Source organism: Candidatus Pelagisphaera phototrophica (genome assembly GCF_014529625.1).
GTDB lineage: Bacteria > Verrucomicrobiota > Verrucomicrobiia > Opitutales > Opitutaceae > Pelagisphaera > Pelagisphaera phototrophica.
This window is the reverse complement of sequence record NZ_CP076039.1, coordinates 2,658,010-2,684,645: the sequence shown is the minus strand read 5'-3', so window position 1 is coordinate 2,684,645 and position 26,636 is coordinate 2,658,010. Positions and strand designations below refer to the sequence as shown.

Annotated in this window: 21 protein-coding genes; 7 read left to right on the top strand and 14 right to left on the bottom strand. The window is 50.8% G+C overall.

Going from position 1 to position 26,636, the window contains the following annotated elements; translation table 11 throughout:
- Positions 1 to 702 precede the first annotated feature (702 nt).
- Positions 703 to 1,698: a sulfite exporter TauE/SafE family protein gene (locus GA004_RS11530; RefSeq protein WP_283394015.1), complete on the top strand. Its 996-nt coding sequence runs from the start codon at positions 703 to 705 to the stop codon at positions 1,696 to 1,698.
- Between the two features lie 313 nt (positions 1,699 to 2,011).
- Here GA004_RS11530 and GA004_RS11525 read toward each other — a convergent pair whose 3' ends face one another.
- Both GA004_RS11525 and GA004_RS11520 read right to left on the bottom strand, forming a co-directional pair.
- Positions 2,012 to 2,551 (bottom strand): helix-turn-helix domain-containing protein, encoded by a 540-nt coding sequence (locus GA004_RS11525; protein ID WP_283394014.1) that lies wholly within the window; start codon positions 2,549 to 2,551, stop codon positions 2,012 to 2,014.
- A gap of 75 nt (positions 2,552 to 2,626) precedes the next feature.
- The gene (locus GA004_RS11520) at positions 2,627 to 2,905 is read right to left on the bottom strand and encodes a hypothetical protein (protein WP_283394013.1); all 279 of its coding nucleotides are present in this window, start codon (positions 2,903 to 2,905) and stop codon (positions 2,627 to 2,629) included.
- A 72-nt stretch (positions 2,906 to 2,977) separates the two neighbouring features.
- Between GA004_RS11520 and GA004_RS11515 the strand changes: the two genes are divergently transcribed.
- From GA004_RS11515 to GA004_RS11500, 4 genes are all read left to right on the top strand, one after another.
- Positions 2,978 to 4,165, top strand: a complete 1,188-nt coding sequence (locus GA004_RS11515) for a TIM barrel protein (protein ID WP_283394012.1) — start codon at positions 2,978 to 2,980, stop codon at positions 4,163 to 4,165.
- Between the two features lie 118 nt (positions 4,166 to 4,283).
- Positions 4,284 to 6,497 (top strand): bifunctional rhamnulose-1-phosphate aldolase/short-chain dehydrogenase, encoded by a 2,214-nt coding sequence (locus GA004_RS11510; protein ID WP_283394011.1) that lies wholly within the window; start codon positions 4,284 to 4,286, stop codon positions 6,495 to 6,497.
- 105 nt (positions 6,498 to 6,602) lie between these two features.
- Positions 6,603 to 8,150, top strand: coding sequence for a rhamnulokinase (locus tag GA004_RS11505; RefSeq protein WP_283394010.1), 1,548 nt, complete (start codon positions 6,603 to 6,605; stop codon positions 8,148 to 8,150).
- 61 nt (positions 8,151 to 8,211) lie between these two features.
- Positions 8,212 to 9,363: an alpha-hydroxy acid oxidase gene (locus GA004_RS11500; protein ID WP_283394009.1), complete on the top strand. Its 1,152-nt coding sequence runs from the start codon at positions 8,212 to 8,214 to the stop codon at positions 9,361 to 9,363.
- A gap of 485 nt (positions 9,364 to 9,848) precedes the next feature.
- Here the strand turns inward: GA004_RS11500 and GA004_RS11495 are convergent, their stop codons facing one another.
- The 6 genes from GA004_RS11495 to GA004_RS11470 all read right to left on the bottom strand — a co-directional run bounded on the left by GA004_RS11495 (position 9,849) and on the right by GA004_RS11470 (position 20,264).
- Positions 9,849 to 11,222, bottom strand: coding sequence for a sulfatase-like hydrolase/transferase (locus tag GA004_RS11495; RefSeq protein ID WP_283394008.1), 1,374 nt, complete (start codon positions 11,220 to 11,222; stop codon positions 9,849 to 9,851).
- Between the two features lie 228 nt (positions 11,223 to 11,450).
- On the bottom strand, positions 11,451 to 12,506 hold the full coding sequence (locus GA004_RS11490) for an SMP-30/gluconolactonase/LRE family protein (protein WP_283394007.1): 1,056 nt from the start codon (positions 12,504 to 12,506) through the stop codon (positions 11,451 to 11,453).
- Positions 12,507 to 12,637: 131 nt separating this feature from the next.
- Entirely contained in the window at positions 12,638 to 13,666 is a 1,029-nt protein-coding gene (locus GA004_RS11485) for a DUF3500 domain-containing protein (RefSeq protein WP_283394006.1), read from the bottom strand.
- Between the two features lie 173 nt (positions 13,667 to 13,839).
- Entirely contained in the window at positions 13,840 to 15,105 is a 1,266-nt protein-coding gene (locus GA004_RS11480; protein WP_283394005.1) for a hypothetical protein, read from the bottom strand.
- A 218-nt stretch (positions 15,106 to 15,323) separates the two neighbouring features.
- Positions 15,324 to 16,685, bottom strand: a complete 1,362-nt coding sequence (locus tag GA004_RS11475; protein WP_283394004.1) for a sulfatase family protein — start codon at positions 16,683 to 16,685, stop codon at positions 15,324 to 15,326.
- 141 nt (positions 16,686 to 16,826) lie between these two features.
- Entirely contained in the window at positions 16,827 to 20,264 is a 3,438-nt protein-coding gene (locus tag GA004_RS11470; RefSeq protein ID WP_283394003.1) for a pyruvate carboxylase, read from the bottom strand.
- Between the two features lie 345 nt (positions 20,265 to 20,609).
- Between GA004_RS11470 and GA004_RS11465 the strand changes: the two genes are divergently transcribed.
- Positions 20,610 to 21,335 (top strand): Dabb family protein, encoded by a 726-nt coding sequence (locus GA004_RS11465; protein WP_283394002.1) that lies wholly within the window; start codon positions 20,610 to 20,612, stop codon positions 21,333 to 21,335.
- A 123-nt stretch (positions 21,336 to 21,458) separates the two neighbouring features.
- Positions 21,459 to 22,115 (top strand): HAD-IA family hydrolase, encoded by a 657-nt coding sequence (locus GA004_RS11460; RefSeq protein ID WP_283394001.1) that lies wholly within the window; start codon positions 21,459 to 21,461, stop codon positions 22,113 to 22,115.
- Positions 22,116 to 22,206: 91 nt separating this feature from the next.
- Here the strand turns inward: GA004_RS11460 and GA004_RS11455 are convergent, their stop codons facing one another.
- The 6 genes from GA004_RS11455 to GA004_RS11430 all read right to left on the bottom strand — a co-directional run bounded on the left by GA004_RS11455 (position 22,207) and on the right by GA004_RS11430 (position 26,579).
- Positions 22,207 to 22,953 carry a carbohydrate-binding family 9-like protein gene (locus GA004_RS11455; RefSeq protein WP_283394000.1) on the bottom strand — a complete coding sequence of 249 codons (747 nt, stop codon included), beginning with the start codon at positions 22,951 to 22,953 and terminating at the stop codon, positions 22,207 to 22,209.
- A gap of 30 nt (positions 22,954 to 22,983) precedes the next feature.
- Complete coding sequence (locus tag GA004_RS11450) at positions 22,984 to 23,145, bottom strand: hypothetical protein (protein WP_283393999.1); 162 nt, start codon at positions 23,143 to 23,145, stop codon at positions 22,984 to 22,986.
- Between the two features lie 6 nt (positions 23,146 to 23,151).
- Positions 23,152 to 23,376, bottom strand: coding sequence for a hypothetical protein (locus GA004_RS11445; protein WP_283393998.1), 225 nt, complete (start codon positions 23,374 to 23,376; stop codon positions 23,152 to 23,154).
- A gap of 110 nt (positions 23,377 to 23,486) precedes the next feature.
- Positions 23,487 to 23,891, bottom strand: a complete 405-nt coding sequence (locus tag GA004_RS11440; RefSeq protein WP_283393997.1) for a VOC family protein — start codon at positions 23,889 to 23,891, stop codon at positions 23,487 to 23,489.
- A 58-nt stretch (positions 23,892 to 23,949) separates the two neighbouring features.
- A complete protein-coding gene (locus GA004_RS11435; RefSeq protein ID WP_283393996.1) occupies positions 23,950 to 25,587 on the bottom strand; it encodes a S8 family peptidase in 1,638 nt (545 codons plus the stop codon).
- Between the two features lie 11 nt (positions 25,588 to 25,598).
- Positions 25,599 to 26,579, bottom strand: coding sequence for a cyclase family protein (locus tag GA004_RS11430; RefSeq protein WP_283393995.1), 981 nt, complete (start codon positions 26,577 to 26,579; stop codon positions 25,599 to 25,601).
- Positions 26,580 to 26,636: the final 57 nt, after the last annotated feature.

The window sequence follows — 26,636 nt, the reverse complement described above, 5'->3', positions numbered from 1 at the left end:
GGCCCTAGATCGTGGACGAACCAGCGAGCCAAAGTCGGGACTTTAGCGGCCGTCATGGTGCGATTGGCCAGTAGTTGATACGCTAGTGTATAGAATCTAAGAAGATGGTGGAATTGAGAATAGGCGAAGAGAGGACAATGCTGCGAGTCCGAAGAATAAAAATACACACAACTTGTGGTTGAAAAAAGTAAAAGCCAAGGGCGATTCTCCCTATGCTCTGGTCACGGTGGCGGATTGTGCGGCCCGAAACCTACATGGCTTTGCCTCGAGCCATGAAGACCCAATTACGAGCGCAGCATCGACGATGGGGTGACTCGGAATGCACGAAAAGAAATCAACGGAGACTTTGAAGCCTGCACGGATCAATGCTGTGGAACCAGTTACTAGTGTTTACAGTGAGCGAGGAACCGCTGGTATATAGGTTCGATCAAGATGAGAGCAGATTTAAGAGCCATGTGGTAATTCGCGAATCCTGTCACGAGAGGGGGTTCATCGACTCGCGCGAAAGAAGCCGCATTTATTTCGCTCTTAGGATTTTCGACCGCTACTAGGTCAAATCTTTTTGGGCGCGGGATGAACAATTTTGAGGGCAGGTTAAGATATGGTTTCGTTCTTCGAAAATATAAATGGGATGGCTTTCCTCGAATCATAGAGTTTTTATCATCTTTTTGTTGCATCGAGAGTAAGGTTTTATTTGAAAGAATGTTGAGTGCGGGGATCAAAGGGCTTCGGCCATGGCTAGTTTGGCTAATCGGATTTTATGTCGTTTGGTTTCTGATCGTTTTGCAGGGAGACCATTGGCAGACACTGATCGATCATTGGGAGATCGCGATTGCCATGGCGATGGGTTCCTATGCGGCGGGCTCTACACCGATGGGCGGAGGAACGGTAGGTTTTCCGGTTTTAGTTCTGCTGTTTGGAGAGGCCCCTGCAATGGGGCGGGATTTTAGTTTTGCGGTTCAAAGCGTAGGGATGACCAGCGCTACGGTTTTTATCCTTTGTCGCTGGCAACCGATTGAATGGCCAATGCTTCGCTGGGCCGTGTTGGGCTCGCTGATAGGGACGCCAGTGGGGGTATTGTTCCTAGCACCGCTGTTGTCCGGACTTGCTATTAAAGTATTGTTTGCGGTCGTTTGGTGTAGTTTCGGAGTGCTGCACTTGTATCGTTTTAAAGAGATCGTACAGCACGAAGGCCTCGCTCCCGGCGCCCATCGGTTTGATAGAAACGTTGGATTTATGGTCGGCTTGATCGCGGGGGCCACTATTTCATCCATCACCGGGGTGGGTGTGGATATGGTTCTCTACGCAGTGCTGGTGCTGCTTTGCCAAGCCGATCTCAAAATAGCGATTCCCACTTCCGTTATCATCATGGCCGTTACTTCGCTCATTGGGCTAACGACCAAGACTTTGTTTGGCTCTCTCCAATCAGGTGTATTCGAAAATTGGTTAGCAGCGGCGCCTGTGGTCGTCCTAGGGGCTCCTTTTGGGGCCTTGATCGTGAGTCGAATCGGTCGGAAGCCGACATTGATGATCGTGTCAATTCTCTGTGTAGGCCAATTTCTGTGGACATTGCAGAACGAATGGGCCGCCTTAGGATTGTCAGGAGCGATCATTGCCTTTGGTGGTGTGCTTTTGTTTAACTTAGGATTTGAATACCTGCACCGTGTGGGCGGGCGTTTCGACCGTCGCAATCGATAGTGAAATCAAGGGCAATTGGTGTGGGTTGACTGATCAGTGGTGTTCCTAAATAACCTGAGGGATGAGGCGTGTCCGGAAGTTGACGCAATGCCGTAGAAAGGGTGGAAGCCCTAAGGCCCGTGGAATGTCGATACGGAAGATTGATGCGGCGTTTGTGGAGTAAGGGGAAGCAGTCTTCCCTATCCTTCGGGTAAATATCTCGAAGCTTGTCTCGGACCTCGGCTTGTCATTGAATTCGTTACTGGCTTTGGTAGCGGGCGCTCGGATACAGCCCGCTATTTAAGATTACCTCGTAGATGCGTTACATAGGAATTCAAAGTTTATCTATCTCAAGCTTTTGTTTCCGCCACATTTTGGGAGAGAAGTGAGCGAGCTTCTTGAACCACTGGGAAAGGTGGAAGGTGGAGTCAAAGTTGAGGAGCGCCGCGATTTCGCCGATCGAGAGATCGGATTCATTGAGAAGGCGTTTGACTCGTTCAAAACGTAGCTGGGTATGGTACTGTTTTGGGCTGAATCCCGTGTACAACTTGAACATGCGGCGAAAGTAGGTGTATCCAACATTCAATTCTTCCGCTATCGACTCGATGGATACGGCGGTGTCAGTTCTTTCCCTAAAAAGAAAGCAGGCTTGGCGGACCGTGGCCCGCATGGGCTGATTTTCCTCCTCGGTTCGGAGGGGCAGACTGGTGGCCAGCGCGAGTATTTGCAGAACCGATGCCGCGGCGATGCGACGAAACCCCAGAGCCTCGTTTTTGACCTCGTCGAGTGCAAGCTGAAACTGGGCCAGAAGTTTGTCGTGATGCCCTACTTGAAAGAGAGGTTGTTCCGATTTAATGACTCCGGTCGCGATCATCTGCCTCGGTATTGGGCCGTCGAAGCCAATCCAATGCTCGTGCCAGCCGGTTTCGGTATTAGGTCGATATCGGTGTCAGATATTCGGAAATAGAAGGTACAGAACCGGAGCTTCTAGAATTATGGGGGGGGTTTTTTGAGTTTCCAACAAACCCGTACCCTGGGTGATATACAGTACCTGGAATCCAGGGAGTATTCTACCCTTATTCCAATCCAACTGGTACTCCACAGGGTGCTTGTGGGCAGGGTAGCTCTGGTTGGGTCCAATGTTGGACTGGCCAGCTCCCTGGATTTCAAGATTCCAGGCGGAATCTTGAATGGGTTGAGGGAGATAGTAGAATTCATCACCTTTCACTGTGTCAGAATTTGTATAAAGATTGTCATTCTGTCGATGGATAAGATGAATGATTTCTGCTAGTATTCGAAAATGAAAGAGGAGGCGCTCGCTACGTTAGATCATCTAGAGATTGAACTTCCCTCGTGGGGATTCGCAGACACAGGCACGCGGTTTGGGAAATTTTTGCAGGATGGAGCGGCCATAGACACGGCGGACAAGTTTGCCGATGCGGGAATGGTGCATCGACTGACCGCGTGTTGTCCGACGGTGGCAGCCCATGTACTCTGGGACTTTTCGGTGGATCAGGGCAAGAGCACGGTGGCCGCGATTGCGGATAAGTCGGGAGTCAAGATTGGGTCCATTAACGCTAACCTATTTCAGGATCAGGATTACAAGCTCGGTTCGTTTGGGAATCCAGATGCGACGGTTCGAGAGAAAGCTTTAAAGCATAGCCTCAATTGCATCCAGTTGGGCCAAGACGTGGAGAGCGACTTGTTCACACTATGGTTTGCCGATGGAACAAATTATCCAGGACAGGATAGTATTCGCGATCGCAAACGGCGCTTTCAGGAAGGGTTGCGAGCGTGTCATGAAGCGCTTTCCCCTAGCCAGATCATGCTAGTGGAGTACAAGCCTTTTGAGCCCGCGTTCTATCACACAGACATCGCAGATTGGGGAATGTCGTACATCCTGTGCAAAGACGCGGGACCTCAGGCGAAAGTACTCGTCGATACGGGGCACCACTATACGGCACAGAATATTGAGCAGATCGTGGCGTGGCTGTTGGACGAAAAAATGCTAGGAGGCTTCCATTTCAATGATCGACGGTATGCGGATGACGATTTGACGCTCGGATCCATTGATCCCTATCAGGTTTTCCGGATTTTCAATGAGATTCATAGTTTTGCGGAAGAGGAAGGCGAATATCCTGAAATAGAGTACATGGTGGATCAGTCTCATAATCTAAAACCGAAGATTGAAGCGATGATTCAGACGGTGATGACGGCACAGGATCTTTGGGTGAAGGCATCTTTGGTGGATCGGCAGGCATTGAAAAAATTTCAGAGCGAGGGGGCGATTGTGGATGCAGAGAATGTTTTGAAAACCGCTTTTAATACGAACGTGGATAAACTCCTAGCGGATTGGCGAAGATCAAAGGGAGTGGAACCCAATCCGCTCGAGGCTTATCGTAAGAGTGGCTATGGCGAGAAGATAGCGGTAGAAAGAGCCGCTCGAAGAAAAGAATTGGGGATTGTTGCCGGAGGTTCCTATGCGTAGGGTGCTTGGAGGGTATTGCAAGAAGGTAGGGCTACTTATCCCTAAGCGGCCGCAGGCAACATTAAAGCACGGCTGATTAAGGATAATCAGCCCTACCAAACGAAACCGAAACTGAATTATGAATACAACACAATCAACCTTTGTCCCGAGCGATTATCGGCATGTGAACTATCTGTGGGACGATGAGAAGGTCGCTGAGATGTCCCCTTTGGAGCGTCTTGTTTTCAGATCCAACATTCTGGGGCAGGATCTCCGTATCACGAATACGGGTGGCGGGAATACATCCTCCAAGTGTTTCGAGATTGACCCCATGACGGGGGAATCCGTGGAAGTCATTTGGGTCAAGGGCTCGGGTGGTGACTTGCGTACGTCTAAGAACGAGAACTTCTCGTCCCTTTATCAGGGCAAGACTTTAGCCTTGGAGAAAATTTATCGCGACCATCCCGAAAGTGGCGTGAAAACCGAAGTCGAGGATTCGATGGTGGAAATGTACCGGCACTGTACCTTCAATCTTAATCCTCGTGCGTCCTCGATTGACACGCCTTTGCACGCGTATTTGCCTTTCAATCACGTTGATCATATGCATCCCAATGCGGTTATCGCAATCGCAGCGGCGGAAAATGGCGAGGCCTTGACGAAAGAGATTTATGGCGACGAAGTGATTTGGACCGAATGGCAGCGTCCCGGATTCGACTTGGGACTGATTATGCGAGATGTGATCGCTGCGAATCCTCAGGCCAAGGGAATCATGATGGGGCAGCACGGAATCATCAATTGGGCAGACGATGACAAAGAGTGTTACGAGTCAACGCTCACACTGATTGAGAAAGCCGCCCGATTCATCGAAGCACGCGAAGGGGACAAGCCCGTCTTTGGCGGAGTGCGGGTGGAATCGATATCAGAGGACCAGAAGCGGGAAACCTTGATCGAGATCCTGCCGTGGTTACGGGGAAAAGTAAGCCAGGAAAAGAGCTTTATTGGGACGATCCAGACGGACGAGCGCCTACTGGATTTTGTCAACAGTGTGGACGGTCAGCGACTTGCGGAACTGGGTACGAGTTGTCCGGATCATTTTCTACGTACCAAAATTAAGCCGCTTTATGTGGACTGGGATCCGCATGCGGAAAATTCGATCGAAAATCTTAAGTCGCTCTTAGAAGAAGGGCTTGATCAGTACGTCAAAGATTACGCGGCCTATTACGAGCGTTGCCAGCGCCCGACCTCTCCTGCCTTGCGCCAGGCCGTCCCAACAGTGGTGTTGATTCCTGGAATAGGAATGATCGCTTGGGGTAAGAGCAAAAGCGAATCGCGAGTGACGGCAGAGTTTTACAATTGTGCGGTTGAAGTAATGCGTGGGGCGGAAACGGTGGACCGATACCGTGCTTTGCCCGAACAGGAAGCTTTCGATATCGAGTATTGGCTCATGGAAGAGGCGAAGCTGCGTCGTATGCCGCCTGAGAAATCGCTCGCTAGACAGGTATCAGTGGTAATTGGCGCTGGGAGCGGGATCGGCAAAGAGCTGTGCCACCGAATATCGGGCGAAGGAGCTCATATCGTAAGCGTTGATTTGAATCAGGACGCGGCTGTCGCAACGGCGAATGAAATCACTGATATTCTGGGCGAAGGTATCGGAGTATCGGGTACGGGTATTTCGGCCTGTGGTCCTGCTATTGGCGTAAACGCGAACATCACCGATCGCTCATCTCTGTCCAGTATGCTCGATGAGGCGATCCTCGCCTATGGTGGAGTGGATTCATTGGTGGTGACAGCGGGAATTTTCGTTCCGCCCAGTGTAAAGGGTGATATAGCCGATGATGCCTTTACGCTTACGTTTGATATCAATGTAAAAGGGGGCTATCTGGCGACGAAAACAGCGTCAGAGAAGATTTTTGCCAAGCAGAGTTTACCCAGTAATGTCGTAATCACTACGAGCGCGAACGCTGTTGTGGCCAAGAAAGGCAGTATCGCTTATGATACGAGCAAAGCAGCGGCGAACCATATGGTGAGGGAGCTCGCTGTAGAGTTGGCCCCAATCACTCGCGTCAATGCGGTGGCTCCGGCGACGGTAGTGAAGGGGAGCACGATGTTTCCAAGAGATCGAGTGATTGCTTCGCTCGCAAAGTATGATATAGAATACAGTGAAGCGGAAGGTGATGATGAACTGCGCGACAAGCTAGCTAATTTCTATGCCCAGCGTACGTTGACCAAATCTGCCATAACGCCCGCGGATCAAGCGGAAGCGATTTATTTGTTGCTTACAAATGCGCTCAGCAAAACGACGGGACATGTGATTCCTGTCGATGGAGGTTTGCATGAGGGGTTCTTGAGATGAAAGCGTCCCGTAGTAATCGATCCTTAAGTGGCTATCAAAAGGGTGTGGAGGACTGGTACAGTCCTCTGCTGGTGAGGCTTTCTTTGAGGACCGGGCCGGTTCACCTTGCCAGACTTCGAACGTCTCATCCACTTTAAGATTGGCCGCCACCATTCGATGACTATGGAAAAGCAAGCCAAGGTTTATCTCGCAGTCGATCTGGGAGCTACAAGTGGTAGGGTAATTGCAGGTGTATGGTCAGCGGATAAACGAGAACTGAAACTAGAGACAGTGAACCGTTTTTCTTCGCCCATCACGAGAGTCGATGGCAGACTCCATTGGGACATCTTATGTATCTATAGTTCGATAAAACGAGGGCTCAAACTTGCTGCGTCGACGTATGGCAATCGGATTGAAAGCGTTGGCGTCGACTCATGGGCAGTTGACTATGCACTTATTGATGCGAACGGAGCCATGTTGGGAAACCCGTTTCACTATAGGGATTCGAGGACCGAGGGCATGATGGACGCAGTATTCAACAAGGTGCCAGAGGAAACCATTTATAGAGAAACTGGTATTCAGTTTCTCTTTATCAACACGATTTATCAACTTTACTCAGAGATAGTGGGCAATGTGGGGTCCCTTCAGGCGGCCCGGCGGATTCTCTTTATTCCCGATCTGATCAGTTTCTGGCTGTCAGGAAGTCTTCATCAAGAGCGAACCGTCGCCAGTACGAGCCAGCTTCTAAATCCTATGACCGGGAAGTGGTCGGTAACCCTGCTGGAAAGGCTCGATTTACTGCCGGGACTTTTTAAAGAGGTGGTCGAGCCGGGTACTATCGTTGGTTCTTTGAAGGCAGAAGTGCAAAAAGAAACCCGTCTGAGCGACATTTCTGTGATTGCAGTGGCGGGTCACGACACCGCGAGCGCGTTTGTCGCCCTGCCGGGTAACCGCAAAGGGTTCGCGGTGATGAGTTCGGGTACGTGGTCCTTAATGGGTCTGGAATTACCGGAACCTCAACTGGGGACAAATGCGTTAAACGATGGCTTTTCCAATGAAATTGGATACGGCAACACCGTTCGTTTTTTGAAGAATATATGTGGAATGTGGCTGATCGAGGAGTGCCGACGGCACTTGACGGAAGCAGGTCGCAACTACGATTACGAGGCGATTGTTGATCTCGCCAACGAGGCTCCGTCTATGGTTTCAATGATAGATCCCGACGCTCCTGATTTCGCTTCTCCGGAGCACATGCCGGATGCCATTAGTGCATTTTGCCAGCGAACCGGGCAAAAAGTCCCGGCTGACGACGCATCTTTGGTTCGTTGCGTCTTTGACAGCCTGGCGATGAAATACCGCTACGTGTTTCGAAAACTGGAAGCCTACTCTGACCAGTCTCTAGAAGGGCTCTATGTTCTAGGGGGAGGGGCGCGTAATCACTTGTTGAATCAAATGACGGCCGATGCCTTAGGCGTACCGGTGGTGACGGGTCCGTCAGAAGCGACTGCGGTAGGCAATATAGCCGTTCAAATGATTTCCAAAGGGGAGATCGATAGTCTTGAGAGTGCCCGTGATTTGGTCGAAGAATCATTTCTTTCAAAGGTGTTTGATCCTTGCGATACGGGGCCTTACACGGATAATGAGGCAAGGTTTGCAAAATTATTGGATTGCTAGTCGGTTATCCTTAGTGGATGCGTATGTTATCAAGCGTTTTTAAGACACCTGTTTTTTAGTTATGGCTGAACCCTTCGACCCCAGTCTTCCGTCCATCGAGTTTCTGCGACAGAAAGCCAGCCGCCGCATGCCGGGCTTTGCCTTCGACTATTTAGAGGGAGGATGCAATTCGAATGTTAACGTGCAACGGAACACGGACGACATTCGCAAGATCAAACTTAAGCCGTACTACGTTCGCGACTACGCAGGTTCAAAATTGGAGACGACGCTTTTTGGACAGACCTACAGTGCTCCGTTTGGAATTTCTCCAGTTGGATTGCAGGGACTGATGTGGCCCAAGTCTTGTGAGATCCTCGCGGCTGCTGCGAATGAACACAATGTTCCTTTCGTTTTGAGCACGGTGGGAACGGCCAGTGTGGAAACGGTTTCCGAACTCACAGAGGGTAAAGCTTGGTTTCAGTTGTACCACCCGGCAGAAGAAGAACTGCGCGACAAGCTTCTGAAGCGAGTCGAAGCAGCGGGCTGTCCCGTCCTCGTGATTCTCGCAGATACACCCACGTTCGCTTATCGCCCTTTGGAAATTCGCAACGGTCTTTCCATTCCGCCCCGCATGACCCTGCGAAACATATGCCAAATGGTGGCCCATCCGACCTGGTCGTTTTCACAGCTCGCCGCCGGATCTCCCGAATTCAAAACCATGAAGCCCTACATTCCCAAAGGTCTCGATATGAAGCATCTGGGTCTTTTCATGAATAAGACCTTTTCCGGTCGTTTAACAGTAGACCGGATCAAGGCGATTCGCGATATTTGGAAAGGGAAACTAGTAGTGAAGGGCATCGTCAATGTCGAGGATTGCCAGAAGGTAGTGGATTTGGGGGTAGATGGGATCATCATTTCCAATCACGGAGGCCGTTCGCTGGATGCGGGGCAGTCTACGATAGAGGTGCTTCCCGAATTGGCTCAGAAATTCGGCAACCGCATCACGGTCATGATTGACAGCGGAATGCGTGAAGGTCCCGACATCGCCTGCGCCCTCGCTAGCGGGGCCCAATTCACTTTCATGGGACGGTCCTTTATGTACGGTGTGGGGGCTCTGGGCAAGAAGGGTGGGTCCCATACGGTTACCATGATCAAACGCCAGCTCCAGCAAGTTATGGAGCAAGTGGCGTGTCCGACCATACAGGATTTTCCCGAACATTTGATTCGATCGTAGTAGATCGGTAAGAAGTAAGATCCGTAGGGGCGTCGCTCTTGACGGTCGTAGCCTTGGCGGAGACTGTTGCGGCGACCGCTGCTATAAACTAGACTTGCCTCGCCTGGTCGCCGCTAGTTTACAGCTGCAGTAAGTGGCTGTATCAGATTGTTTGTGGTGAGAAGGTCTAATTTGTTGGATGGGGCGAGGAACTCCAGGCCCGCCGCGATTGTACGATTCTATTCGGGCGACTAGAGGTAGTCAGACCGACCTTTTCAGAGGATAGATTTTGAGACTTTACTATCTCAGGCAGCGAGCGATCTCGCTTTGCTTTTGCCGGAAAAAGGGATGCGGAAAATGGCCAGTTGCTAGGGTTTCCATCAGCGTTCGAGAGATCGTTGTAGTTCGTTTATGATTGACTGGTATCTGGGATCCGTTGCAAGGATGAGCGTTTCGTTCGGATCGAGGTGAAGATTGAAAAGGTGAGTCGTATTCAGATAGTTACCCTAAGGACGATACGGCGTGGCGTTTTCGTAGACTTCCGCTTTAGAACCAACTTTGCGAGTTTCCGCTCCAACTTCTTCAAGGAAATTGACTAATAGCTGGTGAAGTTCATTTGTTTTCGCCTCCATTTGTTTAGAGAGATCTTTGGCTTCGCCAATGTCTTTTGAAATATCGAACAGTTCTAGCCGATTTCTATCCCAGGTTTTAACGAGCTTATAGTTGCCGAGAATGAGAGAGCTCTCTGCACTTCGCGCGACTGCCTGATGGAAAATTAAAAAAGGATTGTTCCGTTTTACTTCGCCTCGTCCGCCGTTCATGAATACACTCTTCAGGCTACCTCCATCGAGGGCCTTTGGAAGCGGCTTAGCGTAGCCTACTAAATCGGCGATAGTTGGTAGTATGTCGAGACCGGTTACTGGCACATGAGAGATGCCCTGATTCTCTACGTCAGGGCCGATGAGGATAAAGGGGACGCGGACACCACCCTCATAGACGGAGCCTTTCCCGTCTCGCAGGGGATCATTTCGGTGAATCTCGGGATCGTCCTGACCAGGGATGCCCGTTCGCCCGCCGTTGTCTGACAAGAAGAATACATAGGTATCGTTCTCGATCCCGAGGTCATGAATCTTGTCAAGAAGTAGACCGATGCCGGTATCCACATCGGAGGTCATAGCAGCAAACTCGGGCATGGAATGTTTCTTCCCCTTCTTCCAATTTCTTGCTTCGTTGAGTGACTCTTCTCGATAAAAGATGTCGAGATGCATCGCGTAGTGAGAGACCTGAACGAAAAAGGGATGACCTGCGCTGGTCTGATCCTCCATGAACGTTCCCGTTCGTTCGGTGATTTCCCAAATTAACTTTGGATCCTCCTGTGCTGATGGTCCTCCACTGCCTTTACCTCCGCCGGTCCCATTACCGGTGAGTCCATCGCTAACATCGTATCCCATCTCTTCGGGAGTCACATCGTCAAAACGCATATCCCATTTCCCGAAGTGGGCTGTGCGGTAGGCCTGGTTTGCCTGTTTAAGCATTTGAGGTATGCTCAGTTGTTTTCGGTAGTTAGATGTCCAGTTTCTCTGGTCTTTCTGATAGATGTGTCGGGCGGGAGTCTGGCCTATAAGAATGCTTCTTCGTGTGGGGCAACAATAAGGAGCGGGAGCGTAACCTTGGGTGAAGCTTGTACCCATGAAAGCGAGCCGTTCAATATTGGGGGTCTTGAAGTAGTCGCTCTTCGTGCGTGGGTCGTCTGGCTTGATTTGAAGCGAACTGCCTACCCAGCTTTGGTCGTCTGTGAGTATGACGACGAAGTTGGGTGAGGCGGCGAGGGTTCCCGATACGAAGGAGAGCAGGATTAACGAAATCGCCGTGGTCTTCAATAAGGTGTACGCTTTAATAGATTTGAGTAGCTGGATATTCTAATTGTTTTGCTAGGGCTAGTGCAAGTGCAAGCCCTATTGGATCTTTGAGCGGAGCAGGGACAACAAGAATTCGCTACCAACGATCGCATCTAAAAGAAATTTGTAGGAGCGGTTTTACACCGCGATATTGAGGGCATCGAATATCGCGGCATAAAGCCGCTCCTACGAGTGGCGAATCAAGATAGGCTAACACCAGTGGGCGCCGAGGGCTTCAGTATAGACGGCGTAGAGGCCGCGGCTCGCTGTCATGAAAAGACGGTTACGGCGGGGTCCGCCGAAGCACACGTTACTGCAAATTTCCGGCAATTTGATTTGGCCGATGCGTTGACCTTCTGGAGAAAAAATATGCACGCCGTCGTATCCTTCGCCGACCCAGCCGGCGCTGGACCAGATGTTGCCATCGCGGTCGCAGCGAACACCGTCAGCCTGGCCCGCGACTTCCTCCCCGTCGACAAACATTTTCATGGAAGCGAATTCGCGGCCGTTCTTCAGTTTCGAGCCGTCGACATCCCAAACTTTTATGTTTTTGGGAGCATCCGGGTAGTGCGAAGCACCAGTATCAGCAATGTATACCTTTTTGTAGTCGGGTGAAAAGCACAGACCATTCGGCTTGAAAATATCGTCCGTCACTTTCTCGAGCTTACCCGACTTATCGAGGCGATAGACCGCTTCTTTGAGGAGCAACTCGCCTTTGAAACCTTCGTAGTTTCCAAGACTGCCGTAGCCTGGATCGGTGAACCAGAGGCTACCATCGGGATGGACCGCTCCGTCGTTAGGGGCGTTGAAGGGCTTCCCATTATACTTGTCGGCTAAAACAGTGACTGTGCCGTCAGGCTCGTAGCGAGCGACGCGACGGGTTCCGTGTTCGAATGAAATTTGGCGGCCCTCGCGATCAAACGTATTGCCATTACTGTAGTTTGAGGGATTCCGAATTGTCGTTACTCCACCATCATCCTGTAGCCAGCGATGCTGGACGTTTTTGGGGATGTCACTCCAGACAAGGTAGTTTCCGCGGCCACTCCAGGCGGGACCTTCTGCCCAGTACATGCCTGTGTGAAGCCTTTCAATTGGGGTATTGCCTATTTTATACTTTGCAAAGCTCGGCTCAAGGGCGATGACGTCCGGCTCCGGATAGCGAACGGGTGCCGCGTCTGGACCATAGTCACGTCCGAGTAAAGGAGTTGCCGCGATGGCTCCGAGGGTAGTTATAAAAGAACGACGGTTGGTATTGGGGGAGTTCATAACTGAGGTGTGAGAGACTTTGTAGGGGCGTCGCTTACGGCGATCCGCGTTTTTAATGAATTGACTTTAATACGCGGCATAGCGCGAGCGCTAGCCCTACGGATTATGAACCCGAAAAATGATTTAGAAAATCAGTGACTGTGCTTGTGGTGTTCCCATATGATGTTGCGCCCAAAGTCCCCATCGAAGTCGCGCCAGGTGGCATGGATGTGATTGGCTCTATTTTGAATATTGTCGTACTCAATCAGGAAGTTGGGACCTTGTATCCGGTAATAATGAGCTTCACCCACCTCGTCACTTCCCGCCCAAGCGAAAACAACCCGGTCCATCCCATCCTTTTCGAATTTCATTCGTCGCTCCTTGGCGACTTTGGATGGCATATTGTTTAAATAGACGTCGATCAGCTGGTTGAGTCCTTTTACTTGTCTCGCGTTTAGATCGGCGACCGATATCCCAGCATCTCCAAGTGGATACACTTTTGGATCGTCACTCGAGTAAATATCTTTGGGTGCCTTATCGGCAATCACCGCTTTTTTGCGCTGATCACTGTTGAGCGAAAGAAGGAAGTCCCGGGCTAAGTCTTCTTCCTCTTTGAGGATACGAGCCCCTTTTTGAGGACCAGAAAGGACTTTAGCAGGATTCGCTCCCCAAAAATTAGGATTAGTGGAGAGTAGTTTCCCATCAACTACTGTAAAATTGAGCGATAGGTGGTGTCCCTCGAAGCGCCATCCCCAAGCTCCTTCCGAAGAGGGCTTTCCAAATATGCTTGTGTAATAGAGTTCTGGATCTCTGTGATCCGATTTCTCGAGAATGAACAGAATCGACTCACTTTCCTGGATTTTCTTTACTTTGGTTTGACCGATCGCGCTTAGACTCGCGTTGAGAAGATTAGTAAGCTTTTCCTCCTGGGCGTCATTAAGATCCTTCAGGTCGACCCCTTTGCGTTCTCCAGTGATGGGCACGAAATGCCAATTCGTGCGTTCGCCTTCGACTTCCATGGGAAAGGTGGCTCTCGCCTTAAGTTCCATCGTTAGTGAGTCTAGAAAGGCATTGGCTGCGTTCTCCATGTCTTGGACAACGGATTCGACGGCCCTGAGAGAGGAGCAGGAGATGGAGAGACTGAAGGCAAGCGCCGCGATGGGGAGTGTTCTGTTTTTCATCTGGGTAATGTAGTGATGAACGTTACTTTCCGGAAAGCAAGTATTTGAAGCAAGGAATCTAACATCGCTGCCTTGTAGCCTGATCATAAATTCGGTGTCTTCCCGTAGATTACTCAGAACCAAATGGTATAAGGATGCTCAGGCTGAAGCACTGAGCTACTTTATTACAGATCCTACGGGAGCGATATTACAAACAGTTGGCGGGTGGCGTTTTCACCTTGCCCGATCAGCCCCGGCACGAGGATTTTGGTGCCACTTCGATTCCAGGCTGGGGAAGGGTCTTGACGGAGATCGCCTGAAATCCAGTTCTCGATGTCAAAGCCCTGAGAGCGGATCAGTCTTCCATCTGAGCGTCGATAGAAATTGTAGAAATTCATTTTCTGCACCTTGTCCTTGTGTCCGTTGACAAACCAGTCGCCCTGGGGAGATAGGCTGATGTCTCCTTCAGGATCAGGAAACGCGTTGTTGTCGCCAATTTGTCCAACAACTAGATCTTGGTCTACATCGTAAATTATCTGACGCGAATCCATCGCACCGAGCATACGATGGCCGTAGTCCCATTCAGGGTGGCCGCCGAAGAAGTGTTTCAATCTCTTGAGTCCGGTTCCATCAGGATTGATGACAAAAGGGGCATTGATGCGAGGGTGCTTGTTTTTATTGACGCTACTTCGCCAACCCGCTCGGGCGAAAAAGAAGATACGATCTCCGTCACGATTCCAAAGGGTGTGGTTGATAAATAACGCAAGGTCGTCAATATGCGGTTCTGTTTTTCGAATCTCCGCTGCCATCTGCTCAAAAGAGACAAGGAGTGACTGTCGGCCTGTTCTTGAATCGATGAGAAAGATTCCATCGTCCTTGGGGTGCTTGACGCCCACGGTCCAGTCGTGAGCATCCTTGTAGCCCGTTACGGGTCGCAAACGGGCCATTCGGGCATAGTTGATTGCAGCGAATGCCCCTCCCGTTTGCTTCACGCCACTATTTCCCACCGGCTGTTTGCGGGACCGAAATTCTTTAACACGTTTTCGTTTTTCGATGTCGTAGAGAACTGTGAACACCTTTCCCGTTTCGCGATCTCGATCATTGAAGAAAAACTGTGAATCAGGAGCATCGGGATTCCAGTAGAACATGGTCCCTTGCTGGGGATTCCAGCCTTGGGTCTGCTCGAGGATTTCAATGGCGTAGTTGTTGTGAGCATCGATCAGAACCACATCAGCCGGCTCGCCTTTTCCGGGGAGATGGTCCTGGAAGTTTGATTGCAGGGCTACGATATACCGTTCGTTTCCGTTCCAGGGGATATTCTGAACGTGTCCAATGTACCCAAAAAAAGTATGCTTCTCTCCATGCGTGATCTGCTCGACTTTTAGATTTTCGGAGACCTCGCTGTGGAGGAGGATTGGAGAGATCGCGAGAAAGAGAAGGTAGGGGGCCAAGCGTTTCATGATGCAATGCAAAATAACTTAAGCGGATAGATTTAGTTGAATATGGTAGCGGGCGATCTCCGAGTGCCCATTTAGAGTAGCACAGGCACCTTGCCTGTGTACTGATTATCAAAACAGATTGGAAGCCTGTTTTACATTTTTATTGTTGGCGCTCGGAGATCGCCCGCTAACTTGAAAGTTATTGGGGAAGGGGATTGGACTCAGGCTGAATCACTGAGCTACTTATATTCAGTCAGAACCTTGCGCTCTTTGACTGGATACCATTCCTCGATCATTTTAGCCATGCGGGCAACGACTCTCGGGTGCTTGCCGGCGAGGTTGGTCTTTTCGTGAGGATCCGCTATCAAATCAAAAAGCTGCGGGCGTTTCTCATCTCTAGGGTGGGTGGTTTTGTATCGGTTTACTTCACCGTCATAGGTGAGAAGAAGTTTCCATTTTCCTTCGATACACCAGCGGAAGAGAAGAGAGGCCTCAGGGTTTTCGATGTCGGTGATGTCGTGGGCAAAGCTCTCCCCGTAAATGGCTTTGCGCTCGATTTTCGAACCGGATTTCATGTGGTCCAGGAGATTGAGTCCGGGGACAGGAATCGAAGGTTGCTTTGCTCCTGCTGCCGCAAGCGTAGTCGGGAAAATATCAATACTGCTTACGAGTTCATTACGAAATTCAGGCTTAAGTGTGCCGGGCCAGGAGTAAAGGGTCGGTTGACGGATACCACCTTCGTAAGGGGTCTGCTTTGAACGCGTATCATACCCATTCCTCTCTGGGTGCTGGATCCAGCCATTATCGCCCACGTAGACAATGAGGGTGTTTTCGCGGATACCCCTCTTCTCCAAATAGCCCACTAAGTCGCCGCAGGTCTCGTCCCACCACTCGATCATCGCATAGTACTTCGCAATGGTGGTGGGGTGGTCGTCTTTGTATTTGTCGAAAAGTCTCGCCGGAGGGTTGTGGGGCGTATGCGGGAGAAAGGCGGCATACCACATGTAGAAAGGCTTATCCTCTTCGACTGCTAAATCGATGAAGTCGAAACACTCTTTTAATCCTTCCCGGCCAATTTTCAGTCCATCATCGCCATGCCGACCGCCAGGCTGGGGAAAGCCTCGAGTCATACCGTGAGTAAATCCGCCTCGCGTATAGTTGCCCTCCCACCACTTGCCGCTTTGATGGCTCAGGTAGCCTTGCTCTCCTAGGAGTTCGGGAAGCGTATCGAATCCGTCAATATATGAAATGAGTTGGGCTCTGCGAGTGTTGTAGAGAGTGGAGTTCCTTTCCGCGTATTTGGGAGACGGGTCGTTTCCGGTTACGCCGTGGCGATGCGCGTAGTGTCCGGTCGCTAAAGTCATCAGGGAAGGACGGCACAACGCGGTAGGTACATACCCTCGAGGGAAGACGATGCTCTCGGTCGCGAGTTTATCGATGTGTGGCGTGCGGACGTGGGGGTGTCCCATGAACGCGTAGTCATTCCAGGCTTGGTCGTCGCTCAGCAGAAGAACGACGTTAGGCTTGTCAGCTGCGGGGGTTGCAGTTGAGAAAAAACCAAAGATTAGAAAGAGTAAGGAAGCTAGAATACGGCTTTTCATTGAAAATTTCATTTAGGGGTAAAGCACGGCGTATATAACAATCTGATAAATCGGGCTATGAGGTCAATCCTTAGCTACTGCCTGTGAATTAATCAAAAGCGGTCACAGGCATTTATTTGAACTGTTGTCGAAAGAGCCGGATTATCGTAAAGCGATGAGCAAGTCTTTGCTTTCCACTTGATCGCCCACTTGGACAGCGATCTGGTCGATTACCCCGTCTTCCTGAGCGTATACGGTGGTTTGCATTTTCATTGCTTCCAGAATCGCGAGTTTGTCGCCCTTCGCTACTTTGGTGCCCACTGTTACCGAGAGACCGCTTACCATGGCGGGTATCGGCGCACCGATCTGTTTAGAGTCCGCAGAGTCCGCCTTTTCGCGTCGCTTCGATTCGATGGTGATCGAGGTATCCGTGATAACGCATTCACGGGCTTTACCGTTGAGTTCGAACGTTAAAATGCGCTCTCCATCGTCGTTGGGCTCACTCACATAGATTAGTTTGACGATAAGGGTCTTACCTTCCTCGATTTCGACGGATATTTCTTCACCCGGCTTTAGCCCATAAAAGAAAGCCGGTGTCGGGAGACCGGATGCCTGTCCGTATTTCCTTATCGATGCCACGAGGCTTTTGAATACATCCGGGTACATAAGGTACTCCCAGAGTTCATCGTCGGTGCACTTGCGCTTCGTGATGGCAGTAACTTCTTCTCTCACTTTGTCGAAGTCGACCTTGGGAGCGCGGGCACCAGGACGGCCTTTATGAGCCTTGCGGTTTCCAAGCACAACCTTCTGTACCGCCTTAGGCCAGCCGCCCATAGGTTGACCGAGGCCGCCGGAGAGCATGTCCATGACCGACTCGGGGAACGAAGTTCCTTCGGGCAGGTTCACCATGTCTTTGGGCTCTACACCTTTGGTGAGGAGGAACATCGCTAGATCGCCTACTACTTTACTGCTAGGGGTCACCTTTACGATGTCCCCAAGAATTTGGTTCACCTCTTCGTAGTAGCGAACGACTTCGGTCCAGCGGGCTCCCAATCCAAGAGCTCGCGCTTGCTCACGCAGATTTGTGTATTGTCCTCCCGGCATTTCGTGTCCGTAGACTTCCGCGGTGCCAAATTTGGGGCTGGTATCAAAAGGCTCATAGAATTGACGAACTGCCTCCCAATAGATAGAGAGTTGATCCAGGTACTCTTGATCGAGCCGAGTGTCCCGCTTGTCGCCAACGAAGGCTTTTACGATCGAATTCAGGTTCGCTTGCGCAGTGAGACCGGACAGGGACGCGATGGAAAGGTCCACGATATCGACGCCGGCTTCAGCGGCTTTGACGATCGATGCTGAGGCGATGCCACTGGTGTCGTGGGTGTGGAAGTGTACAGGAATAGCGATCTCCGAGCGGAGAGCTTTGATTAATTTGTAGGCTGCTTTGGGGTGGCAAAGACCGGACATGTCTTTGAGCGCTAGAATGTGCGCCCCCATCTTCTCTAGCTCCTTGGCGAAGGAGATATAGTATTCCATGGTGTACTTGTTGCGATCGGAATCTAGAATGTCGCCTGTGTAGCAAACGGTGGCCTCGCAAATCGATCCAGTGTCTTTTCGCACTGCTTCCATCGCAATCTTGAGATTGGGCAGGTAGTTGAGCGAATCGAAAATCCGGAATATATCCATGCCGGCCTCTGCGGAGTGTTTTACGAATCCACGAATTACATTGTCGGGATAGTTTGAATACCCAACTCCATTAGCTCCACGTAGAAGCATCTGAAAACAGACATTGGGAATCTTTTCCCTAAGGTCTCGTAGTCGCTGGAAGGGATCTTCCTGCAAAAAGCGCATGCACGTGTCGAATGTCGCGCCACCCCAGCATTCGAGACTGTAAAGGTTGTGGGCGTTTTGAGCAATGCTGTCAGCCACACGAAGCATATCGAAAGTCCGCAAACGAGCGGCAAGGAGCGACTGGTGGGCATCCCGTAGTGTCGTATCGGTAATCAAAAGCCTGGATTGCTTGCGAGTCCACTCGGCGAACTTTTCCGGACCGTGCTTTAAGAGATAGTCGCGTGTTCCTTTGGGTTTGGGTGCCTTTGGGTCGTAGGCGGGAGCGATGACCGGGAGACTCATTGAGGGAACCGGACGGTTCTTTACCTGGGGATTCCCGTTCACAATCGTTTCGCCGAGCAAGTTGAGGAGCTTTGTAGCTCGGTCGCGTCTGCGATGGAATTTAAATAGCTCCGGCGTCGTATCGATCAAAGTAGTGATCGCCTCTCCGGACCTAAAAGTGTCGTGGTGAATGACGTTTTCAATAAACGGGATGTTTGTCTTGACCCCTCGGATACGCATCTCCCTTAAACCACGATCCATTCGCTGAATGGCTAAGTCGAAAGTCCGAGCGGATGCGGTCAGCTTGACCAAGAGAGAATCGTAGAAGGGTGTGATAACTGCTCCCGTTTCGCCCATGGCTCCATCCAAGCGAATGCCAAAGCCAGCCGCGCTTCGGTAGTTGACGATTTTGCCATAGTCGGGCGCGAAATTGTGTTCGGGATCTTCCGTAGTGACACGGGCCTGAATCGCATAGCCATTTCTCGGTATATCGTCCTGTAGCGGAATTCCAATTTCGTCGCTGAAGAGTGAGTGCCCCTGGGCGATCAGCACTTGGCTGCGTACGATGTCGATTCCGGTTATGACTTCGGTGACGGTATGCTCAACCTGAATACGAGGATTCATCTCGATGAAGAACCAATCGTTGGTATCAGCATCGAGAAGAAACTCAACAGTACCCGCACTGTAGTAGCCGATCGATTTGGCAATTTTGACGGCAGCTTCGCAGAGTTCGAGTCGAGTCTTCTCTGGTAGTCCAATGGAGGGGGCGACTTCCACTACCTTCTGGTGGCGGCGTTGTACGGAGCAGTCACGCTCGTGAAGATGGACGACGTTCCCGTGCTTGTCTCCGAGTATCTGCACTTCGATGTGCTTGGCCCGTTTGATGTAGCGTTCAAGAAATACTGCTGAGTTGCCGAAAGCACGTTCGGCCTCACCCTGAGCTTCCTCAAGGAGCGATTTCAGGTCTTTTTGATCGTCGACGACTCGCATTCCACGACCCCCTCCGCCAAAGGCAGCCTTAATGATAAGAGGAAAGCCAATTTTGTGTGCCATCTTAATCGCCTTTGAAGAATCTGCGACTGGATCAGGTGTTCCTGGGAGAGTAGGAACATTGGCACCTTCTGCGATTTTGCGGGCTTCAATCTTGTCACCCATCCGCTCTAGCAGCTCAGCATTGGGACCGACAAAGGTGATTCCGTTCTCTTCGCAAGATCGTGCGAAGTGGGCATTCTCAGAGAGGAAGCCATAGCCCGGATGCACGAGATCGACCTTCTTTGCTTTGGCGAGGTCGATGATGTTCGGAATGTCTAGGTAGGCAGCTACTGGGCCTTTGCCTTGGCCGATTAAATAGGCTTCGTCTGCTTTGAAGCGATGGACTCCGAAGCGATCCTCATTCGCGTAGATGGCTACGGTGCGGTAGCCTAGTTCAGTCGCGCTGCGAAAAATACGGACGGCAATTTCGCTGCGGTTGGCGGCAAGGAGTTTCTTCATTGGATAATCATAAAAAATGAGACGGACGAATAGAAATGCGGGTCCCTCGTCGTCTGTCAATTCAGGGTGGAGAGTAGAGTGCGATTATCGGTTAATTCGGTTCTCTGCGACTAGGACGATTCCATCTAAGCTTTGTACAAAAACGACGGCTGGCTGGGTGCAGAGTCAATTGATAGGGTTTAGCATTAAGGGCCACCACTCTTGATGAGTTATCGTAAAGCACCAAAGGTTTGCTCGTTTGAGGGGAGGGAGACTGAGATTGTATTGCGTATTTGCTATTGAGTCCATCCGGTTTCTATCTGAGAAATTCATTCTGATTTCATAAAAACCTGTTCGCACCTCACCATGTTGACTCGATTTGCCCTTTTAATTTCTATTCTTGCTATGACTTTTGGTTGCTCTTCCGATCCTGACTCAGAATCCGCCTCAAGCAAGGTGCCGCTACTGCGACATGTCGTACTCTTTAAGTTCAAGGATGAGGCAACCGATGCCCAGGTGGGTAAGATAGTGGACGCCTTTGGGGAGTTGCCCTCAAAGATTCCGTCGATTGTCGAGTATCAGTGGGGTACCGATGTGAGCATTGAAGGAAAGGCCAATGGGTTCACGCACTGTTTTCTAGTGAGTTTTGCTGATGATTCGGGCCGGGCAGAGTACTTGCCACATCCGGATCATAAAGCGTTTGTCGATCTGCTGCTTCCTTCTCTGGACAAGGTAACGGTGGTCGACTTTTTTGCTACGGACTCGCAGGGGGCGACTGATACGGATGGAAAGCTGCGCCATGTTGTGCTTTTTGATTTCAAAGAAGGAATGACCGAAAAATCGCAGGAAGCGATCGAGACGAAATTCACTTCCTTGCCGGGGGATATCTCAGAGATCGCTGCTTACGAGTGGGGCTTTAATAACAGTCCGGAAGGATTGGATGATGGATACAGCCATTGCTTTCTGGTCACTTTTGAGGACGAAGTGGGCCGAGGTGTGTACATCCCGCATCCGTCCCACAAAGAGTTTGGCGGAATCGTGCGACCCAATGTCGAGAAAGTACTCGTATTCGATTTCTACAACGGAAAGTAGGGGAATGATGTGCTCAGCGATCGTGAATGATTGGACGAAGATGGGTGGCTCAGTGCTTTAGCCTGAGCTTCCCAAGTCATTAGTCCGTGACTTGGACTATAGCATCTGCGTAGTGTTGAAGGAATGTCGCAGAAATTTGAAGCGTTCCTATTTGATCTCGATGGGACTTTAGTGGACTCGAATGGAATTGTTGAGCGAGTCATGAAAGCATGGTGCCAGCAAAATGGGGTTTCGTATTCTGAGATAAAAGACCGTAGTCACGGGTCGAGATCGGTCGACACGGTTGCGGCAGTGGCTCCCCATCTCGACGCGGTGCAGGCGGCGGCTGATATCGAGGCGGAAGAGCGCGGGGAGCTGGCTGACCTCAGGGAGATAGAAGGAGCCCGAAGTTTCCTTTCTCAGGTACCGCAGGGTCGATGGGGAATTGCGACGTCAAGCTACCTTCTCACGGCCAAGGCAAAGCTGCGGGCGGCAAGCATTCCGATACCAAGTGTACTGGTTGCGGCGGATGGAGTGCTAGAGGGGAAGCCTCATCCAGAGGCTTACTTGAAGGCGTCAATGGAGCTTGGGTACCGTCCGGAAGACTGCTTGGTTTTCGAGGATTCTGAGACGGGTGTGCGGTCCGCCCTGAATGCAGGATGTCGCGTTTTCGCCGTGGGGAGTTCGTTGGTAATGAATGAATCGAGAATCGTCGGGCGAGGGGCTAGTTTTTCAGAGTTACAATTGCTTGTAGATAGGGACGGGCGATTGGAGATAGTTTTGGATTCAACGTTGGTGTAGTTGAGTTTTACCACATTCTTGGAATGCCCTCCAAAAGGGGACCGAGCTCTGCGACACCGCTCAGGGCAAGCCGGTTCTCTTTGCCGGTTTGTTATTTAACGAAAGTTACTCGGCCGAAAAACTCCGGAGCGTGGAAGAGCACCTTATCAGATTTCGAGGGATTCCATTGGCTGTATTGGAAATTGGTCTGTCCGCCGAGGCGATGGAGGTTGAGACGCCAATCATCGCCGGGTTTAGGTGGAGTGTTTTTAGCGACGTGGGAAAATGCCGCGAAAGGAATGGCGACTTCGAGGGTCCAAAGACTGTCGGTGTCTGAATCGTCATTGAGCGTACCAACGATCGAGGTGGCAATTCGAATGTCTGGATCCCAGGAGACTTTGCTACCCGGACCTTCCGGATGTTGGAAGTCGAGAGATATGCCTTTTACGTTCATCTCGATATTGAAGTAGTCCATCAAATTGTCAGGGTTGGGGGAGGTGAAAATTTCGACGCAATCGTCTTTGTAGACGGGCGAGTCGCGATCAGTATGTTCGGCCCAGATGTGAGAGTCCTTGCAGACAAAACTGACATATAGGTATCGATCGTCCCACAAAAGTTTGGCCTTCGTTTTCTCCTTTTTTCCCTCCGTCCACCAGGGGAACTGAAAATCGTCGACAGGTGGTACGGACTTCCAAGCGCCCTCGTTTAATTTACCATCGATGACGATGGAGGATTGGGTGAAGGCGATTTCATACGATTTCAATATTTGATCGGACGTATCGGCATCGCGGAGAGTGCACGAGGTGAAAAATAGACCTATTACGATGATCAAAGGAAAGTAGAAGTTGTTTTTAGCCATAAAAGTTGAGGTTGGCAGAAAAAACTCTTATTATGCGGTTAGTGAGGTGTTCCCAGCACTGGAGACGAGAATTAGATTGGGCAAGTCGCTGACATGTTCGGATATCGTTTGCATAAAAGGATCTTCGTTCCCTTCGACTGGAACTTCAAATCCTATAAATACGATTGCGGCGGAGGCAGAGCGAACTCTCATTTCCGATTAGGTATCGTCGCTTCTCACAATACGTGGCGTCGCTTTCGCGCGAGGTGTCTCAATCAACGATTGGATCTTGGATTCTGCCTTAACCGGGTCCGCGTTCTGGCCGACCACTTGGCCAAATCGCAGGAATATTATGACTCCGAGCATCGTGAGGGTGCTAGGCGTAAAGAGGCCGCCAAAAGTGCCAAATTTAGTGGGAGTGACGCCCGATTTACCTTCGCTCATAATAGTTCGATCAGGGGAGCGAAACGTCGCCCAGATAACTGTGGTTGGAAAGGTCGAATCTTGTAGCGGCTGGTCCTCCCATCCTCCGGCGCGCCACAAGTTGGTTGTTATTATGCCGAATTCACGATAGCGTTTGAAAATTCCGAATACACCGCCTTTTTGGAAAAGATCGTGATCATGTTACCTTCGCTGTCCTGTATGGTTCCAATCTCGCAAACGGGAGTATCGATTTTGTCGGCACAGATAGTGAAACCATTATCCCTTAGATGGATCATCATCGCATCGAAATCATCGACTTCCAAAGCGATGGAAGGTCCGTTGTCTTGGGGTTGCCAATTAAGATCAATGTCTGTGATGGCGAGCGTGCCCGATCGCATCTCGTACTCTACCCATGAGGCACCCTTTTCCAGCTCATAGACGGTTGGACTGAGCCCTAGCTTCTTTTCGTAAAAGTCGCGGGCACGTGGCATATTCGTAACAGGATATCCGGTGAAGGCAATGTCGGTAACTTTCATAGAAATCAACAATAGCTGATGGGGTAAGACAAAAACAGTCCTAGGCTAAGCAAAGTCTCTAAGGTTCCTCGGTGGCGATGACCAGCGATCCTGATTTGGCGTCATTGTCTGACCGGGAATCCTCTCGTCCAGAGATGATAGTCTCTGCTTGTATTGTGTAGCCGAATTCCGGGGCGAGCTGGGTTCTATCCAGGTAAATCGTGTGTGCGGTTGTTTCGTTCTCGAGAAGGCTGCCGAGGTAGACTTTTTGTGGGAAACCGCCGTTCTGGACGATTTCCATGGACACGCTATTGAGTCGTTCGGTCCCTCGGTTTTCTACAGTTACGAGAAGGGGGATGGCGGATGCGGTTGCTTGCGAGTAGTCTAAATAGAAATCGCCGACAGCTGCGTCGTAAATGTTGGGCTCGTCGCGACTTAAAACCCGATCTATATTCAGGGTTCCATTTCCGGTCTCGACATCCACACCGGGAGCACCGCCATCGTCTGCATATTGGAGAAGAAGATCTGCGGCTTCCTGAGGGCCGAGGCTCGGATTGAGGGAAAGAGTGGCCGCAATACTGCCGGAAACATAGGGGGCGGCGGCCGATGTTCCGGAGAAACTGATCCATTCTTCATCACCCCAGGCCGCGAAGACCCCCACACCCGGAGCCGCAATATCTACCGAGGGACTATAGTTGGAAAACTCCGCTCGCTTACTATCCGCATCGATGGCCCCGACCCCGATCACACCTTGAAACTGGGCAGGGTAAGGAACCATGTTGCCCCCGTCATTGCCTGCTGACGCGACCAGGGCGACTCCCCTTGATAAGGCATAGGCGACCGCGTCGTCGAGAACTCGAGTGTACCCGTAGCTTCCAAGGCTCATGCTGATAACGGATACTCCCGAGTCGACCGCTTCAATAATGCCCTCGGCTAAAGTAAAGCTATCGCCAAGGCCATCAGAATCCATGACTTGGATACTGATCAAGTCCGCAGCAGGCGCGATTCCGAGACCATCTTCTCCAATTAGGATTGATGCGATAGCGGTGCCATGGCCGTTGTACTCGGAATCGGGGTTTTCAGTAGACTCGACCAGTATTTTTCGCTCGATGCTTTTATCCCCTAGAATAAAGTGCTCGGCTACGCCGGTATCGAGGATCGCGATCTTGACGCCTTGGCCCCAATCTTCGTGTTCTCTAGGAACGCCTAGCCATTCGAGAGCCTGGTTTTCGAATGGAACACCCGCTCTTCTGCTTGGAGAAGGTTGCGGACTATTGGGTGCCGCAACGACGTAGTTATAGTCAAAGGACGCATCGCTTCCGGCTAGGTCACGGATTCGACTAGCCGCTTCTTCGTTGTGAACGCCGAGGCGAATAGAATTAAGAAGGTCGTTTCTATCAATAATTCGGATACGATTGTGATCGGAGGAACCTAGAAAATACCGATAGGATTGCGGATCTGCAAAAGACACTAGAAGTTCGCCCCGTTTTGCCAATCCATCTGGTGGTGAGAACTCAGGCAATGTATAAGTGCCTTTGTTTTCAAATGGATGCGATTCTGCGAGTTCAACAAAGTCAGGCATTGGGGTTGGGTCCTTGTTTTCTGTCCAAGAGGTATCCTTTGGATCTTCGGCCTGAAAAACACCGTCGTAAGCATACCGGCCTCCGAAATAGACAAGCGCCAAAATGGCTACCAGTAACGCAAGGCGATACTTCATCAATTGAGCCTTTAAAAAATGGCTATCGGGTTAAGGGGTGAACCCGTTCCCCCTTCGACTGCGAGTGGAGCGAAGGTGATTAGAAAGTCCCATCGCTTGAGCTCTTTCGTTTTCTGACTGAGCTCTTCAAGATCGAGATTGTCTAGCATGTGAACCCCCATAGAGTGTAGCATTAGAAGATGAATAGGGCTGTTCACGCCTGGTATTCCTGAAGGTGATACTTCGCTGCCACCATCGCTTCCCAGAACGGAGATGTCGCGTTCCCTCAGCCAGCGAGCGGAGGTAGCATGCAGTCCGGCCTGGGTACCGTTCCAGGGGCCAACGGCTTCACGCCTCGCCCATCTGCCGGTGTAGATGAGGACGACATCGCCTCTAGCGCTTTTGACGCCTATCTTTTTTTCCCAAGCGTCTAAGTCGCTTGGATAAATCGCGGTTCCAGGTTCCAGGTAGTCGACTCCTTTCAGAGCGGGACCGTCTATAAGAATCCCACGAGTAAAGACGCCGTTCTTCAGATTGTGTACGTCGAGTTTCTTTGCGCCCTCTGGAGTCACCACTTTGGCGGAGATCCCGTTGTAAAGAGTTTGTTCGTGAACGTAGTGGCAGAGTGAATCGATGTGGGAGTGGGCGAATCCATGGTAGGAAACGGAGAAGTTATCCGAGCACCACTGGGCATGCAAGTTTAGACCATCGGAAAGCATTTTGTGCTGGAACGGATTCGGGTTGTCGGCGGCAAGCTCTGTTTCGACATCCCGAGCGAGGGAAACGGATATTCCGAGTTGAACGAGTTTAGCGGCCTCTTGGCGTTTTTGAGGCGTTATAAGATTGATGGCTCCCAACTGGTCGTCCACGCCCCAGCGACCCCAATTGGACAATTCCTCTACCATGGCGAGGATGTCGTTTTGAGTGAGCTGATTTTCGTTTTGCGCTTGTAGGCAACTATTAGATACGAGCTGAAATACTAGGAGAGAAGGGATGAAGCATCGAAATTTCATGTTATGTAAAGAGGATGTTGAATGGCTGCTTTAAAAATGATGAGGAAAAGTGTGGAC